The sequence below is a fragment of the Sphingomonas sp. Leaf407 genome, from assembly GCF_001425385.1.
Classification (GTDB): domain Bacteria; phylum Pseudomonadota; class Alphaproteobacteria; order Sphingomonadales; family Sphingomonadaceae; genus Sphingomonas.
The window spans coordinates 208806-224928 of sequence record NZ_LMQO01000002.1; the positions used below are offsets into that span (position 1 = coordinate 208806).

Sequence of the window (16123 nt, forward strand, 5' to 3'; positions counted from 1 at the left end):
AACATTTGGGAGAGAATGCATGGCACGGGTAGCGATCGTCACCGGCGGCACGCGCGGCATCGGCGAGGCGATCAGCCTTGCGCTGCAGGAAATGGGCGTCACCGTCGCCGCCAATTATGCGGGTAACGACGAAAAGGCGAAGGCGTTCACCGAGCGCACCGGTATCGCCGCGTTCAAGTTCGACGTGGGCGATTTCGAAGCGACGCAGGCGGGCGTCAAGGCGATCGAGGAAGCGCTCGGCCCGGTCGACATCGTCGTCAACAACGCGGGCATCACCCGCGACGGCACGCTGCTCAAGATGAGCTACGAGATGTGGGACGACGTGATCCGCACCAACCTCGGCGGGTGCTTCAATCTCGCCAAGGCGACCTTCCCCGGCATGCGTGACCGCAAATGGGGCCGGATCGTCAACATCGGTTCGATCAACGGTCAGGCGGGCCAGTATGGCCAGGTCAACTATGCCGCCGCCAAGTCGGGCATCCACGGCTTCACCAAGGCGCTGGCGCAGGAAGGCGCGCGGTTCGGCGTGACCGTGAACGCGATCGCGCCGGGCTATATCGACACCGACATGGTGGCGGCGGTGCCGGCCGACGTGCTGGAAAAGATCGTTGCCAAGATTCCGGTCGGCCGGCTCGGCCAGGCGAGCGAAATCGCGCGCGGCGTGGCGTTCCTGTGTTCGGAAGAGGGCGGGTTCGTCACCGGATCGACGCTGAGCATCAACGGCGGGCAGCACATGTACTGACGGACGAAGGCGGGGAAGCAAGCTTCCCCGCCGGTCCGCGCCAAGCCGGGCGAAGCGCGGCAAGGCACGGATCGTCCGGCACGGCCGGCGGGGGCAAACTGCCCCCGACCGACGGCGGCTTTGCCGTCGTCGCCTTGGGAAGCGAACCACCCCACACAGAACGCCCTACCTGACAGGCGGTAGCGTTCCCGATCCGGCAGCATCGTGAGCGGCCCGGTGGGCCCCGGAACAGGTCCGGGGTGACGGTAGCGCAGGCGGCGAGCTTGCGCCCGCCAACCCTTTCCCCACACCGACCCGCACGGCGGCTTTGCCGTCGTCGCCTTGGGAAGCGAACCACCCCACCCAGAACGCCCTACCCGACAGGCGGTAGCGTTCCCGATCCGGCAGCATCGTGAGCGTCCCGGTGGACCCCGGAACAGGTCCGGGGTGACGGTAGCGCAGGCGGCGAGCTTCTGCCCGCCAACCCTTCCCCCACACTGACCCGCATGGCATGATCCGGCCCCATGACCGATTCCCGCCCGCTCGCCTATCGCCACACCCCCGGCACCGGTCCGACGATCCTGTTCCTGCCGGGCTATGCCTCCGACATGACCGGCACGAAGGCGCTGGCGATCGAGGCATGGGCGAAGGCGCAGGGCCGCGCGTTCCTGCGCTTCGACTATGCCGGTTGCGGTGACAGCCCCGGCGAGTTCGAGGACCAGACGCTCGCCGGTTGGCGCGACGATGCGCTGGCGATGATCGATGAGGTGATCGCAGGGCCGGTAGTGCTGGTCGGATCGTCGATGGGCGGGTGGATCGCGCTGCTCGCCGCGCGGGCGCGGCCCGAGCGGATCGCCGGGCTGGTCGGCATCGCGCCCGCGCCCGACTTCACCGACTGGGGCTTTACCCAGGCGGAGAAGATGACGCTGCTGACGCAGGGGCGGATCGAGCGGCCATCGCCCTATGCCGATGCGCCTACGGTGTTCACCCGCGCCTTCTGGTCGTCGGGCGAGGCCAATCGGGTGATGCATGGCGAACTGCCGATCGATGGCCCGGTACGACTGGTGCAGGGGCAGCGCGATGCCGATGTGCCATGGGAGCGGACGGTGCATCTCGCCAGCCGGCTGCGTTCAGCGAATGTGCAGACCTGGCTCGTCAAGGATGGCGACCACCGCCTGTCGCGCGAATCGGACATCGCGCTGATCCTGCGCGCCATCGAGGATGTGCTTTGACCCTGTTGCTTGCCGCCCTGATCGTCGCCCAGACCACCACCGCTGCCGGGCCGCCGCGCCCGGCCGCGCCGACACCCGAGGCGCGCTATGAAGCCTGCGTCGACGCCGCGACCGGTAACCCGGAGGAGGGCGAGCGGATCGCCGGGCAATGGCGGCTGGTCGGCGGCGGCTTCCTTGCGCGCCAGTGCCTCGGCATGAGCTATGCGTCGCGGCAGCGCTGGAGTGCGGCGGCCGAGGCGTTCGAGCAGGCGGCGAAGGAGGCGGAGGTCGCCAAGGACCCGCGCGCCGCCAATTATTGGGCGCAGGCGGGCAATGCCCGGCTGGCCGATAACGATACGGCGGCTGCGGGCCGCGCGCTCGACGCGGCGCTGGCGACCGGCACGTTGACCGGGCTGGCGCGGGGCGAGGCGCAGCTCGACCGGGCGCGGGTGCGGGTCGCGGCGGGGGATATGGCCGGGGCGCGGGCCGATCTCGACCGGGCGTTGAAGGACGCGCCCGCCGATCCGCTGGCGTGGCTGCTCTCGGCGACACTGGCGCGGCGGATGAACGACTTGCCGCGCGCGCGGACCGACATCGCCGAGGCGGTGCGCCGGTCGGGCGACGATCCGTCGGTCCAGTTGGAGGCGGGCAATATCGCCGGCCTGTCGGGCGATACCAAGGCGGCACGCGCGGCGTTCGAGGCGGTGGCGCGGCTGGCGCCGGGCAGCCCGCAGGCGAATGCGGCCGATGCCGCGCTGGATACGCTGCCACCGGCGTGAGTTGCGGGGGCGGTTGATCGTGCCGATATGCGGACGCGACCTGCAACGGAGCCGCCCATGACCCGCTATCTCCACACCATGATCCGCGTCAGCGACCCGGACGCGACCATCGCCTTCTTCGACCTGCTGGGCCTCAAGGAGATACGCCGCACGACAAGCGAGAAGGGCCGCTTCACGCTGATCTTCCTCGCTGCGCCTGGGCAGGAAGGTGTCGCCGAGGTCGAGCTGACCCATAACTGGGACGCGGAGGCGTATGCCGGCGGGCGCAATTTCGGGCATCTGGCGTTCCGCGTCGACGATATTTACGCCACCTGCCAGCGGCTGGCCGATGCCGGGGTGACGATCAACCGTCCTCCGCGCGATGGGCATATGGCGTTCGTGAAGACGCCCGACGGCATCTCGATCGAGCTGTTGCAGGACGGATCGCTGCCGCCCGCCGAACCATGGGCGTCGATGGCGAACACGGGAACATGGTGATGGAGATCGTGGCGGTCCCCGTCCTCTCCGACAATTACGCATGGCTGGTCCATGACAATGCGAGCGGCGCGACGGTGGCGATCGATCCGGGCGAGGCGCAGCCGCTGGTCGATACGGCGGCGGCGCGGGGGTGGACGATCACCGCGATCTGGAACACGCACTGGCACGCCGATCATGTCGGCGGCAATGCCGCGCTGAAAGCCGCGACGAGTGCGCGGATCACCGGGCCGGAGGCGGAGCGCGCCAAGATCGCCGACATGGACGATGGCGTCGGCGAAGGCGCGATGCTGTTCGTCGGGGATCACCAGGCGCAGGTGTGGGCGGTGCCCGGCCATACCGCGGGGCATGTCGCGTTCCATTTCGCCGAGGAGGCGGTGATCTTCACCGGCGACACGCTGTTCGCGATGGGGTGCGGCCGGTTGTTCGAGGGGACGGCGGCCGAGATGTTCGGCAATATGCGGCGCTATGCCGACCTGCCCGCCGATACGCGGGTGTATTGCGGCCACGAATATACGCTGTCGAACGCGCGCTACGCCGTGCATGCCGAGCCGGACAATGCCGCGATCGCCGAGCGGCTGGTGGCGGTCGGTGCGATGCGTGAGCGGGGCGAGGCGACGGTGCCAACGACGATCGGTGCCGAACGGGCGACCAACCCGTTCCTGCGCGCGGGAACGGTCGAGGAACTGGCACGGCACCGATCGGCCAAGGATGCGTTTTGATGTCAGCGGGTTCAGGAGAAGCGGCATGAAGCGATTGGCATGGACGGCAGCGGCGTTGATGCTGGGGGCGTGCGCGACCCCGCAGCAGCAGGCGGAAACCGAAGCGCGCGGCGACCGGCTGCTTGCCAGCGCGCTGGCGGGGCGGACGCCCGGCGCGGCGCAGGACTGCATCCCGACCGGCTTCATCGACGGGCCGCAGGTGATCGGCGACTCGCTCGTCTATCGCCAGAACGGCAAGCGATTGTGGCGGACGCAGGTGCGCGACCGTTGCCCGTTCCTGCGCGACGACCAGATCGTGGTGTCGATCCTGTACGGCGCGCAGGTGTGCCGCAACGATCGCTTCCGGCTGATCGACCGGGGATCGCAGATCCCGTCGGGTGACTGCACCTTCGGCACCTTCGTGCCCTACGACAAGGCGAGTTAACCGCCTGCCGTCCGTCCGGGACAGCCCGGACGGACGGCACGACGCCTACAACACGTAGCGGCTGAGGTCGGTGTTACGCGCGATGCTCGCCAGTTGCTTGTCGACATAGGCGGCGTCGATCGTCACCGCATGGCCGGCGCGGTCCTCGGCATCGAAGCTGATTTCCTCCAGCAGCTTTTCCATCACCGTCTGCAACCGGCGCGCGCCGATATTCTCGATCTCGGCATTCACCTCCGCCGCGATGCGGGCGACGGCCGCGATGCCGTCGTCGGTGAAGGTCACATCGACCGATTCGGTCGCCAGCAGCGCGCGATATTGCGCGGGCAGCGATGCCTTGGTGTCCGACAGGATCGCGATGAAATCGGCCTCGTTCAACCCCTTCAGCTCGACCCGGATCGGCAGCCGCCCCTGAAGCTCGGGCAGCAGGTCGCTGGGCTTGGCCACATGGAACGCGCCCGATGCGATGAAGAGGACATGGTCGGTCTTCATCGGACCGTATTTGGTGGCGACAGTCGTCCCCTCGATCAGCGGCAGCAGGTCGCGCTGCACGCCTTCGCGGCTGATCGATCCGCCGCCGCGTCCGTCGCTGACCGCGATCTTGTCGATCTCGTCGAGGAACACGATGCCGTTCGCCTCGGCATCAGCCAGCGCGACGCGGCTGACCTCGTCCTGGTCGAGCCGCTTGTCGGCCTCTTCCTCGACCAGCTTGTCCCATGCGGCACGCACGGTCAGCTTGCGGCGCTTCTGCTGGCCCTGCCCGAACGCCTTGCCCATCATCGCCGACAGGTCGATCATCTGCGGCGCGGCCCCGGGCACCTCGAACGGCATCTGCGGTTGGGCGTCGAGTTCGATCTCGACCTCCTTGTCGTCCATATGCCCGTCGCGGAAGCGCTGGCGGAACGCCTCGCGGGTCGCTTCGCTCGCGCCCTTGCCGGTCAGCGCGTCGAGTAGCCGGGCCATCGCAGCTTCCTCGGCCTTGTCCTTCACCGCCACGCGGCGACGCTCGCGCTCCAGCCGGATCGCTTCCTCGACCAGATCGCGCGCGATCTGTTCGACGTCGCGGCCGACATAGCCGACCTCGGTGAACTTGGTCGCTTCCACCTTGACGAACGGGGCGTCGGCCAGTTTGGCGAGGCGGCGGCTGATCTCGGTCTTGCCGCAACCGGTCGGCCCGATCATCAGGATGTTCTTCGGCGACACCTCGTCGCGCAGATCGGGCGAGAGCTGCTGGCGACGCCAGCGGTTGCGCAGCGCCACGGCGACCGCGCGCTTGGCATCATGCTGCCCGATGATGTGCGCGTCGAGGGCGGCGACGATGGCCTTGGGGGTAAGCTGGTCGTTCATAGACTGTCCGGTTCAGTTGGCGCTGTCGAGCGCTTCGAGAGTCACGCGGTCGTTGGTGTAGACGCACAGTTCGGCGGCGATCGCGAGTGCCTTGCGCGCGACCTTCTCCGCATCGCCTTCATAGTCGGACAGCGCGCGGGCGGCGGCGAGCGCGAAGTTCCCGCCCGATCCGATCGCGGCGATCCCGGCTTCGGGTTCGAGCACGTCGCCGTTGCCCGTCACCACCAGGGTCACGTCCTTGTCGGCGACGATCAGCATCGCTTCGAGGTTGCGCAGGAACTTGTCGGTCCGCCAGTCCTTGGCCAGTTCCACCGCCGCGCGTAGCAACTGGCCCTGATGCCGCTCCAGCTTGGCCTCCAGCCGTTCGAACAGGGTGAAGGCATCGGCGGTCGCCCCGGCGAAGCCGGCGATGACCTTGCCGTCGCCCAGCGGGCGGACCTTCCTCGCATTGGGTTTCATGACCGTCTGTCCGGCCGAAACCTGCCCATCCCCCGCGATCACCACACGACCGCCGCGACGCACGGATACAATCGTGGTGCCGTGCCACACCGTCTCTTTGCTCATGGGGCGCGATATGGGGAGGCGCTACGTCGCTTCAATCCGTCGAGGGTGGTGTACCCGATACGTCGAGGATCTCGAATGCCACATTCCGAATATGTGAAGCTTCCAGCATCAGAAACGGAAAGCGCGACAGGGGTTCGGGTAGCGTCGGTCGGTCCACCGGTACCGCCAGGTCGGCCAGATAACGCTCGCAATCCCACAGGGTCAGGCGAGTGATACATCCATCGGCCTTGAGCACCAGATCGTAGAGGACCCCAACATAGGTAATCGCCTTCTGATCGATGTCGTGGGTGGTCATCACGTAAGCAAGGATCAACCTGTCGTCGTTGTCTGCCGCATTGGCAATATCGGTCGCCCAGCCATAGATCCATGCTGGAAGGCGATCCGCGCGTGCCCGGTAGTTGAGCCAGCGCCGGACGCCCCAGTAGCACAACGCCCCTTGCAGCAGCGCAATGGCGATCAGCCCACCGACCGCGTCTCCACTGGCCTTGCCACCATCCATCGCATTGAACGCGGCGGCATAGGGATCAAGCAAACCGGTCGGTACCGGGATCGGGCAAGGCAGGCTGCGACAGGCGACCGCGTTGATGTGCAGAAGACCTGCGAAAACGGCGTGAATGAGAGCCGATGACAGCAGGATAATCGTTATCGTTTCGACCGAGGACGCCTGTGGTGGCTCGGGCGCTATCGATTTGTCAGAATGGAATGTGCCGTACAGGGCGCAATAGGCGAGCAGGCCAGGTACGAGGAAAAACAGTAACAGGCCGGATTCGAGCATCCGGCCTGTCGATCGTTACTTTTTGCCGCCAGATTGCGACGATTGTACCGAACGCGCACCCCGGAAAAAGGCAAGGCCATCCTTGCGGGTATTTTCGGTTCTGGTCAGCATCAACCAAGAGTCGCCGCTTTCACGCAAGCGTGCGGCACGGTTCAAAACGGCATCAGAAGCGACGCGCATACACCCTCCGCTGGTTGTTGCCGTGTATATGGCACGGCGGTTGGTTTAGGCCAAGTATAAGTCAAACGTGCATGGCGTATTATTTCTCCACGCCCTTGGCCTTCCCCCATGCCCGCGCGGCGGTGTAGCCGAGATAGCCGGTGCCGAAGAGCGCGTAGAGTTCCTCCGGGATGCCGCGCAGATAGGCGGTCATGCCGCGCGCGACCGACTCCGCCAGATGCGGCTCGATCGCGGCGAGCAGACCCATCGGGATCGACCACAGCAGCAGCGCGTACATCACATAGAGGAAGCCCGGCCGCGCGCGGGCGGTCCAGCGGTCGGTCGACTGCGCCTCCGCCACGATCGCCTGAAGCTGGGCGCGGGTCGCATCCAGATCGCGGGTCGATTCGAGGCGAAGGAGTTCGAGCTTGGCGGCGTTGCGTGCCTGTGGGTCGGGGATCAGCTTGTCGAGCAGGCTGGCGATCGGCGCGATCAGGGTCGGCAGCATCATGGGCTCCTGTGAGTTCAAAGTTTACAAAGTTTACACTTGTCAGCCTATGCGCTGGGCCAGCCAGCCGTAGAGAAAGGCTTCGTTGGCGGGCCGCGTTTCGGCGAGGCGGAGGTAGCGTTCGCCCTGCAAGGCGTTGATCGCCTTGACCAACACCGCTTCGGCCGCCGGGTCACGGCTGGCCAGCATCGCGTCGAGCGCGGCGAGCGTGCGCGTGCCGATCGTGCTGTCGAGCGTCACGTCCGCCCAGTCGCGCGCACCCCGGTTGAGCGCGTTCAACGTGCGTTGCAGGAAGCCCGCCGCGACCGTCGGCCCCATGTTGACGCCGGTATCGAACAACTCGGCGGCGAGCAGCGGCGCACGCTTCGCCACCTGGTCGAAGCCGGGTGCGAGCCAGTAGCGGCGGCGGTAGAGCTGGACCGCCTGCGCGCGGGGGAAATGGCGCATGTCGCCGGCATAGCCTTCGGCGCGGGCGATGCGCTCGGTGATCCCATAGCGGGTCGCACCGCCGCGATCGGCGGGATGGTCGCTATAGCCACCCTCGCGGTCGATCACCTCGTCGATCAGTCGGTCGATGGTCATGGTCGTTCTCCTCGTTGAGTGGAGAACGTATCAGGAACGAATGGCTGTAGGACAGAAGGGTTTGGGGGGTCCCGAACGGTCGTCGCGCACGCTTCGTCCCCCCGGAACCAGTCCGGGGTGACGGCGGGGGCGGGGCGAGCGGTGCGGCCATCGCAACCCGACCCGCCCCCGACGGCTTCCGTTCAGGAAGCGAAGGTCAGTTGGTCGGCACCACCGGCAGCCACACCGCGCTCGGCGTCGCGCCGCCGCGTTCGATCGTCACCGTCGCCTTTTTGTACGCCGATTTCGGCGCGGTGAAGATGTTGGGGACATAGGTCTGCGGGTTGCGATCATAGAGCGGGAACAGCGACGACTGCACCTGCACCATGATCCGGTGCCCCGGCTGGAACACATGGTTCACCGTCGGCAGGCGGAAGCGGTAGCGCTGCGTCTTGTTGGCCGGGATTGCCGAGGGCTTGGCGACATCGTTGCGGTAGCGGCCACGGAAAATGTCGAGCGCGATCGGCAGTTGATAGCCGCCCTTGGCCGGTTCGCCCGGCACCACATCGGGGTACACGTCGATCACCTTCACCACGAAATCGCCATCGGTGCCGGTGGTCCTGGCGAACAGATCGGCGATCGGCGCACCCGCGACTTTCACGGCTTTCGTCAGCACCGGCGTCTGATAGGTCATCACGTCGGTGCGGCCGTCGACATGGCGCTGGTCGCTGACCAGCCATGCCTTCCACCGGCCATCGTCGAAGTTCACCGGGCGCGAGAGATGCGGGACGGGCTTGGCCGGATCGGACACATAGCTGTCACCACCCGCCGGCGCGGGGGCAAAGCCGAGATCGCCATCGGCACCCAGATAGATCGGCTTCATCGGCGCGGCGCAGCCCTTGTCGCAGGCGAGCGGCCACTGCGCCAGTTCGTCCCAGTGATTCTCGCCGGTGTTGTAGATCAGCGCCTGCGGCGGGGTGAACGCCGGGCGGCCGTCGCGCAGATACTGGTCGAAGAACGGGAACAGATATTTCTCGCGCCATTGCAGCGCGGTATCGCCGTTGAACTTCAGATCGCCGAGCGACGACCCGTCATAGTTCGCGCCGCTGTGCCGCCACGGTCCCATGACGAGGAAGTTGTTGCCGCCCTTGCCCCTGGCCTTCAGCGCTTCCCATGCGGTGATCGCGCCGTACATGTCCTCCTGATCCCACAGCCCCTGTTCCCACATCGTCGGCACGTTCGACGGATTGGCGGCGAGCAGCTTGTCGAGCGCCTGTCCCTGCCAATAGGCGTCATAGGCCGGATGGGCGACGAAGCGCTGCCAGAAGGGCAGTTGCGCATAGCCCGACGCCCTGGCCCAGTCGTTGGCCGATCCGACCTGCCGGAACTGGTCGTAATCGTCATAGGTCGTCGATGGCGGCGATGCGCCCGGGCCCTTGTATCCCGTCTGGCTGCCGATCCAGCCGATGTTCGCCAGGCGGAACGCGCCGTAATGGAACCAGTCGTCGCCCATCCAGCCGTCGATCATCGGGCTTTCGGGCGCGGCGACCTTCAAGGCGGGGTGTGGGTTGAGCAGCGCCATGACGACGGTGAACCCTTCGTACGACGACCCCAGCATGCCGACGCGGCCGTTGCTTTCGGGCAGGTTCGCCTTGTTCACCAGCCAGTCGATCGTGTCGTATGCGTCGGTGACGTGATCGGTGGTGGTGGGGTTCAGGGGGCCGCGCACCGGACGGGTGACGACATACTCGCCCTCCGAGCCGTATTTGCCGCGAATGTCCTGGAACACGCGGATATAGCCGGCGCGGGTGAACACCTCGTCGCCCTGCGGCAGCGCGGCGACATAATCGGTGCTGTCGCTGCGCGCGACCCGGCCCGAGGCGTTGTAGGGCGTGCGGGTGAGCAGAATCGGCGCGTTCGCCGCGCCCTTCGGGATCATGATGACGGTGTGCAGCTTCACCCCGTCGCGCATCGGGATCATCACCTCGCGCCGGACATAATTGTACTTGTCGGTGGGGGGCGTGAACTTCGCGGGAATGTCACCGCTGCGCGGCCAGATGTCGGGGCCGGGCGCGGTCTGGGCCGGACCGGTCGTGGTGACGGCCAATAGGGTGCAGGCGAATAACAGGGTACGGATGCGCATAGGGACTCCCGACGCCGACATGACGTTACAATGTCACACGGTTGGGCGGGCGGTTGTCAAGGGGCGGACGACGATGTCCGTCTTCGCGGGCGGGGTTTCCGCGCGGTGATCGGTGCGATAGGGCGGTGCCACGTGCCATGGCGAACAGGGTGTCGTTCTGCCAGAGGACGGAGGAAAGTGTGCGAGACGCCCAGGATGATGCCCCGCACCGGGGCGTACATTCGTTCTCGCGCTGTCAGTTTGGTCGACCGGTTTCAGCGGGCGCAGGGATACAGGCGATGCATCGTCGCCGCGAACCCGTCCTTGAGGCTCACGTCTTGTTGCGCGCGCGGAATTTGTTCCAGCGCGGCGAGCAATGTGTCGCCGCTCATTTTCGCATGATCGGGCGGGCAACTATGTGGTGGTCGTCCGCCTGCCTTGTCGGCCAGCCGCTTCGCGCGATATTCCGCCGCGATACCGCCGATCTCCCGCTTGAGCAGAGTGGCGTCGGACGAGAACATCGCCAACATGCCCTCCGCCTTTAACGCCCTTGTCTTTGCCAGAAACTCGCTAACCGTCATTGCATCGGCAATGCCGGGCATCAGGTTGCATAATACCGCGGCAACAACAAACCGGCGCATCGGCATGGTTCCAGTACTACTGACGAAAAGGGTTCGTCCCGTGCGACGGAATGCCGCGCGCCGGCACGGTCACGCGGCATCCCGTAATGGAGGGCTTACGCCCCCTGCGGCGTCGGCGATCCGAAGGGACCGCGCGGGCGGCGGGTCTTGGGGATCGAGGTGCCGCCCGCCGACAGCGGGGTGGTGGGCGTGCCGATGTCGCGGTCGATGGTCTCGCCCGCGATCAGGCGCTTGATCTCGTCGCCCGACAGCGTTTCATATTCGAGCAGCGCGCCTGCCAGCAGGTGGAGCTGGTCGACATGGTCGGTCAGCAACTGGCGTGCGCGCGACAGGCCGCCTTCGACGATGCGCTTGATCTCGCTGTCGATCAGTTCGGCGGTCTTGTTCGACATGCGCGACGGGGCCGATGCCGAATAGCCGAGGAAGCTCTCACCCTGCGGCTCGCCATATTCGACCGGGCCGACCGCGTCGGACATACCCCAGCGCGTCACCATGTCGCGCGCGAGGCCGGTCGCCTGCTGGATGTCGCCCGAGGCGCCCGACGATACCTTGTCATAGCCGAAGATGATCTCCTCGGCGATGCGGCCGCCCATCGCGACCGAGAGGTTCGCGTACATCTTGTCGCGGTGATAGCTGTACGAATCGCGTTCGGGCAGGCGCATCACCATGCCGAGCGCACGGCCGCGCGGGATGATCGTCGCCTTGTGGATCGGGTCCGACGCGGGTTCGTGCAGCGAGACGATGGCATGGCCGGCTTCGTGATAGGCGGTCATCCGCTTTTCATCGTCGGTCATCACCATCGAGCGCCGCTCGGCACCCATCATGACCTTGTCCTTCGCCTCCTCGAACTCCTGATTCGCGACGAGGCGCTTGCCCTTGCGCGCTGCCGTCAGCGCCGCTTCGTTGACGAGGTTGGCGAGGTCCGCGCCCGAGAAGCCGGGCGTACCGCGCGCGATGACGCGCGGGTCAACGTCGGGGGCCAGCGGCACCTTCTTCATATGGACCTGCAGGATCTTGATCCGCCCCTCGATGTCGGGGCGCGGCACCACGACCTGCCGGTCGAAGCGGCCGGGACGCAGCAGCGCGGGGTCGAGCACGTCGGGGCGGTTGGTCGCCGCGACGATGATAATGCCCTCGTTCGCCTCGAACCCGTCCATTTCGACCAGCAACTGGTTCAGCGTCTGTTCGCGCTCGTCATTGCCATTGCCCAGACCTGCACCTCGATGACGGCCGACCGCGTCGATTTCGTCGATGAAGACGATGCAGGGCGCGCTCTTCTTGGCCTGTTCGAACATGTCGCGGACACGCGACGCGCCGACGCCGACGAACATCTCGACGAAGTCCGAGCCGGAGATGGTGAAGAACGGCACGCCCGCCTCGCCCGCGATGGCACGGGCGAGCAGCGTTTTGCCGGTGCCGGGCGAACCGACCAGCAGCGCGCCCTTCGGGATCTTGCCGCCCAGCCGGGCGAACTTGGTCGGGTCCTTCAGGAAGTCGACGATCTCGGTCAGCTCGGCGCGCGCCTCGTCGATGCCGGCGACATCGTCGAACGTGACCTTGCCTTCCTTCTGGGTGAGCATGCGCGCACGCGACTTGCCGAAGCCCATCGCGCCGCCGCCGCCGCCGCCCTTCTGCATCTGGCGCAGAACGAAGAAGGCGATGCCGAGGAACAGCAGGAACGGCAGCGACTGGTACAGCATGACGAGCCAGATGTTCGGACCCTCTTCGGGGCGCGCGTTCATCGTGACGTTCTTGGTCCGCAGCCGCTCGATCAGATTGGGATCGTTCAGCGCGTTGGTGCGGAACTTCTCGTCATTGGTGTAGATGCCGGTGATCGTGTTCGGCGCAATGTTGACCTCGCGCACCGAACCCTCGTCGACCTTGTCCAAGAAGGTCGAATAGGGAACGACCTGTCCCTGCGTCTGCGCCGATCGCCCGTCGAACAGCGTCACGAACATCGCGAGCGAGACGAGGATGCCGACCCAGATCAGCAGGCTCTTCATCCACGGATTGCCGCCACCGCCACCGTCGGGGCCGTTCTGCTTGTCGTTATCGTTCATGCCGAAGTGATACCTCTCAGTGCCACCAAGATAGGCTGCCGCAAGTTAATGGCAATGGAACAAAGCCGATCAGACTGATCGTCGCGGCGGAGCGGGGCGGAAGTGCCAGCCGTCGGCTTGCGGCGTGACGAAAACCCCAGCTTGCGTTGCTGGTTTGTGCGCGGTCAGCGCGTCGAGCAACGGCTCGATATTGGCCGAATCGGACCAGCGGCCCTCGCACGGGCCATTGGCGCGAACCGCGCTGATCGCGCGACGGGCGAGGCGGCGGCACAACTCGCGTGGCAGGTCGGTGGGATCGAGCCGGACTTCGCCCGGATCGGCGGGCAGGCGGCGGGTGCGCCAGAGCCAGTCGATGGTTTCGCCAAGTGCGGCATCGACCTCGCGGCAATGCGCGGCGGCGGCGGCAAGTGCCGCGGGGTCGAACGCGCCGGTCGCCAGCAGCGCGCGCACGGCGGTGCGATCATGGCGGGGATCGGTGTTCGACGGATCGTCGACAAACGGCAGGGCGGCGGCGATGGTGCGCAGGTCGTGGCGGCGCCAGCCGAGCAGCGGACGGACGATGGGGAGGCGGATTGGACGATCGTACCCCCGCGCAGGCAGGGGGCCAGGGTGTATCGCGCTTACGTCCGGTCTGTCGGACTCTGGACCCCCGCCTGCGCGGGGGTACGGTCGGGGTGGGGCCATGGCTGCCCAGCGATCGGGATTGAAGTCCCAGCGCGGGCGGATGCCGGCAAGGCCCGCCGGGCCGGAGGCGCGTGCTGCGCGCATCAGGAAGGTTTCGGCCTGATCGTCGGCGTGGTGCGCGGTGGCGAGCGCGCATGCCCCGGCGGTCAGCGCCCAACGCCCGAGCAGCGCGTAGCGGACGTGGCGCGCTTGTGCCTGGATACTGGCTCCCGAGGGTGGGGTCGCGGGGGCGAGGGTTGCGTGGGGAATGTCCTGCGCCCGGCACCAGCCGGCGACCATCGCCGCCTCGTCCGCCGCCGCCGCGCGCAGGCGGTGGTCGACGGTCGCGGCGATGACGCTGGCCGGAAAGGCGATCGCCGCGAGTCGGAGCAGCGCCATCGAATCGGGGCCACCCGATACGGCAATGGCCAATGGCCGGTCAGGGGTAGGCGCGGCGGCGAGCGCGATCAGATCGCGCGCGAACCGCCCGGCCGGATCAGGCAGCGCATTTGGCAGCCGCGCGACCCTTCACGACATCGGCCTTCATCTGCGGCGAGATCTTGTCGCCATAGACCTCGCCCAGCTCGCCATAGACGTCGCAGGCTTCCTTGGTCTTCTTCAGCTTGATGAGCGCGTCGGCCAGATAGAACAGGCTGTCGGGCGCGCGTTCGCCGTCGGGCATCTTCTTGTAATTGTCGTAGAAGGCGATCGAGGCGAGCGAGGGCTTGCCGTCGTCGAGATAGGATCGACCGATCAGGTTCTGGGCATAGCTGGCGCGGCGATGCTGCGGATATTTGTCGACCACCGGTTTCAGCGCGGCGATCGCTTCGGGATACAGTTTCGCGCTCCACAGGCGGAAGCCGTAGAGATAGCCATCCTCCGCCACGTCGCCCGAAGCGGGCTTTTCAATCGCGGCGATGCGCGCGGCGCGGGCCGGATCGGTTGCCACGGGGGCGGCGGCGGCCGGGGTCGTCGGGCGCGGCGTGGCCGGGCGGGTGCCGCCCAGCATGCCGCCGCCGTTGCCGGGGCCGCGCACGACCGGCGGGCTGACGCTGGTGTCGCCCGCCGCCGCGATCGCGCCGGGCGTGGCCGGGGTCACGGTCGCGCCGTTGCTTTCCAGCGCGGTGAGGCGCTGGTCAGTCGTCCGGCGATAGGCGATGAACTGTTCTTCCAGCTGGCGCTGCTTGTACTGCGCCTGTTCGATCTGGTTGGTGAGCGTCTGCTGCTGCGATTCGAGCGCGCTCAGCCGCGCCTCCAGCGTCGCGAGGGGGCCGCTGGTCGGGGTGCCGGGGATGTCGAGCGTTTGCGTCGGCGCGGTGATCTGCGGTTCGACCTGGTTGGGCGCGCCGCCGGGGAACACCTTGCGCTGCACCGCGCGCATCTCGCGCTCCAGCTTGTTGACGCGGCCGTCGAGCTGGGTCTGCTGCGCGGCGGCGGGCACGCTCAGCACGAGCGCGAGGAACGGCAGGGCGGCAAGCGCGCGCATGGGAGCCGTGCGCATGGGAACAGGGCGTTGATGCTTCATTGCTTTATCCTGTGGCCTCCACCCTGTCGCCACGCTTAACCCGCCGGTGTCGGGGTCGGCGTGGCGGTGCCGCGCGCGCGCAGCGCATCGGCGCTGACCCCGACGGTGATCGCGCGTTCGGCGGTGCCGAGCGGCGCGATGTTCGACCCGTTGAGCGTGACCGTCAACAGATCGGGACGGCCGGTGCGAATCTGCGGGTTCTTCGCGGTCATCGGCACGTCGTAGCGCTCGCCGGCTTTGAGTTCGCGGTTGGTGATGGTGCCGCCATCGTCGAACACGCGAATCCACACCGACCCGGTCGCGGTGAGCGCCACCTGTCCACCGCTGCCCGCCGGCACGGCGGCCGGGGTCGCGCCACCGGCGACGGGCGCGGCGCCCGGCGTCGGGGTGGGGGGCAGCATGCCGAGATCGGCGGCGACGGTCGCGGCCGGCGCGGTGACGGGATCGTCGCGGCGCAGCAGCGAGGTGCCGAAATAGACCCCGACGATCAGCAGCAGCACGATCGCCACCGCCGCGCCGATCGCGGTCACGCCCATCGAGGGGCCGCGCCGCTCGCCGATCGGTTCGAGGTCCTGCAGGGGTTCGGGCCGCTGATAGCTGATCGCCAGTTCGGCCCGCAGCGCGCGCGCCACCTCCGTCTCGTCGACGCCGACCGCGCGGGCATAGGACCGGCCGAAGCCCATCGCATAGGTGATCGACGGCAATGCCTGGAACTTGCCGTCCTCGACCGCTTCGAGGTGGCGCAGCGGAATGCGGGTGCGCTGTGCGATGTCGGACAGGGTCAGCCCCTGCGCCTCCCGCGCCTGGCGCAGCATCATGCCCGCCGTTCGCGGCGTGCCGGTGGTGCCCTCGCCGTCCGTCATCGATACT

Annotated in this window: 17 protein-coding genes; 6 read left to right on the forward strand and 11 right to left on the reverse strand. The window is 67.4% G+C overall.

The genetic code is table 11. The features are described 5' to 3' along the window. The first annotated feature begins 19 nt into the window (after nucleotides 1-19). From phbB to ASG37_RS07425, 6 genes are all read left to right on the forward strand, one after another. A complete protein-coding gene (gene phbB / locus ASG37_RS07400) occupies nucleotides 20-742 on the forward strand; it encodes an acetoacetyl-CoA reductase (protein ID WP_055757720.1) in 723 nt (240 codons plus the stop codon). Between the two features lie 503 nt (nucleotides 743-1245). Then, complete coding sequence (locus ASG37_RS07405) at nucleotides 1246-1953, forward strand: alpha/beta hydrolase (RefSeq protein WP_055757721.1); 708 nt, start codon at nucleotides 1246-1248, stop codon at nucleotides 1951-1953. Continuing rightward, nucleotides 1950-2711 carry a tetratricopeptide repeat protein gene (locus ASG37_RS07410; protein WP_055757723.1) on the forward strand — a complete coding sequence of 254 codons (762 nt, stop codon included), beginning with the start codon at nucleotides 1950-1952 and terminating at the stop codon, nucleotides 2709-2711. The genes ASG37_RS07405 and ASG37_RS07410 overlap by 4 nt, the downstream gene beginning before the upstream one ends. A gap of 57 nt (nucleotides 2712-2768) precedes the next feature. After that, nucleotides 2769-3188 (forward strand): VOC family protein, encoded by a 420-nt coding sequence (locus ASG37_RS07415; RefSeq protein WP_055757725.1) that lies wholly within the window; start codon nucleotides 2769-2771, stop codon nucleotides 3186-3188. Further along, the gene (gloB, locus tag ASG37_RS07420) at nucleotides 3182-3907 is read left to right on the forward strand and encodes a hydroxyacylglutathione hydrolase (protein WP_082448182.1); all 726 of its coding nucleotides are present in this window, start codon (nucleotides 3182-3184) and stop codon (nucleotides 3905-3907) included. The genes ASG37_RS07415 and gloB overlap by 7 nt, the downstream gene beginning before the upstream one ends. Nucleotides 3908-3932: 25 nt before the next feature. Continuing rightward, nucleotides 3933-4331 carry a hypothetical protein gene (locus ASG37_RS07425; protein WP_055757727.1) on the forward strand — a complete coding sequence of 133 codons (399 nt, stop codon included), beginning with the start codon at nucleotides 3933-3935 and terminating at the stop codon, nucleotides 4329-4331. Nucleotides 4332-4376: 45 nt separating this feature from the next. Here ASG37_RS07425 and hslU read toward each other — a convergent pair whose 3' ends face one another. From hslU to ASG37_RS07480, 11 genes are all read right to left on the reverse strand, one after another. Next, entirely contained in the window at nucleotides 4377-5675 is a 1299-nt protein-coding gene (gene hslU, locus ASG37_RS07430; protein ID WP_055757728.1) for an ATP-dependent protease ATPase subunit HslU, read from the reverse strand. Between the two features lie 12 nt (nucleotides 5676-5687). Then, a complete protein-coding gene (hslV, locus tag ASG37_RS07435) occupies nucleotides 5688-6239 on the reverse strand; it encodes an ATP-dependent protease subunit HslV (protein ID WP_055757729.1) in 552 nt (183 codons plus the stop codon). Between the two features lie 31 nt (nucleotides 6240-6270). Continuing rightward, the gene (locus ASG37_RS07440; RefSeq protein WP_156349066.1) at nucleotides 6271-7014 is read right to left on the reverse strand and encodes a hypothetical protein; all 744 of its coding nucleotides are present in this window, start codon (nucleotides 7012-7014) and stop codon (nucleotides 6271-6273) included. A 259-nt stretch (nucleotides 7015-7273) separates the two neighbouring features. After that, nucleotides 7274-7684 carry a holin family protein gene (locus tag ASG37_RS07445; protein ID WP_055757732.1) on the reverse strand — a complete coding sequence of 137 codons (411 nt, stop codon included), beginning with the start codon at nucleotides 7682-7684 and terminating at the stop codon, nucleotides 7274-7276. A gap of 39 nt (nucleotides 7685-7723) precedes the next feature. Then, nucleotides 7724-8263, reverse strand: a complete 540-nt coding sequence (locus ASG37_RS07450) for a glycoside hydrolase family 108 protein (protein ID WP_055757734.1) — start codon at nucleotides 8261-8263, stop codon at nucleotides 7724-7726. 196 nt (nucleotides 8264-8459) lie between these two features. Continuing rightward, nucleotides 8460-10385, reverse strand: coding sequence for a CocE/NonD family hydrolase (locus ASG37_RS07455; protein ID WP_055757736.1), 1926 nt, complete (start codon nucleotides 10383-10385; stop codon nucleotides 8460-8462). 254 nt (nucleotides 10386-10639) lie between these two features. Then, nucleotides 10640-10966, reverse strand: coding sequence for a hypothetical protein (locus ASG37_RS07460; RefSeq protein WP_235525142.1), 327 nt, complete (start codon nucleotides 10964-10966; stop codon nucleotides 10640-10642). 134 nt (nucleotides 10967-11100) lie between these two features. After that, entirely contained in the window at nucleotides 11101-13065 is a 1965-nt protein-coding gene (gene ftsH / locus ASG37_RS07465; protein WP_055757738.1) for an ATP-dependent zinc metalloprotease FtsH, read from the reverse strand. Between the two features lie 69 nt (nucleotides 13066-13134). Beyond that, a complete protein-coding gene (gene tilS, locus ASG37_RS07470; protein WP_414888052.1) occupies nucleotides 13135-14244 on the reverse strand; it encodes a tRNA lysidine(34) synthetase TilS in 1110 nt (369 codons plus the stop codon). Then, on the reverse strand, nucleotides 14225-15229 hold the full coding sequence (locus ASG37_RS07475; RefSeq protein WP_055757742.1) for a tetratricopeptide repeat protein: 1005 nt from the start codon (nucleotides 15227-15229) through the stop codon (nucleotides 14225-14227). The genes tilS and ASG37_RS07475 overlap by 20 nt, the downstream gene beginning before the upstream one ends. A 59-nt stretch (nucleotides 15230-15288) precedes the next feature. Continuing rightward, the gene (locus ASG37_RS07480) at nucleotides 15289-16116 is read right to left on the reverse strand and encodes a helix-turn-helix domain-containing protein (protein WP_055757743.1); all 828 of its coding nucleotides are present in this window, start codon (nucleotides 16114-16116) and stop codon (nucleotides 15289-15291) included. Nucleotides 16117-16123 lie beyond the last annotated feature (7 nt).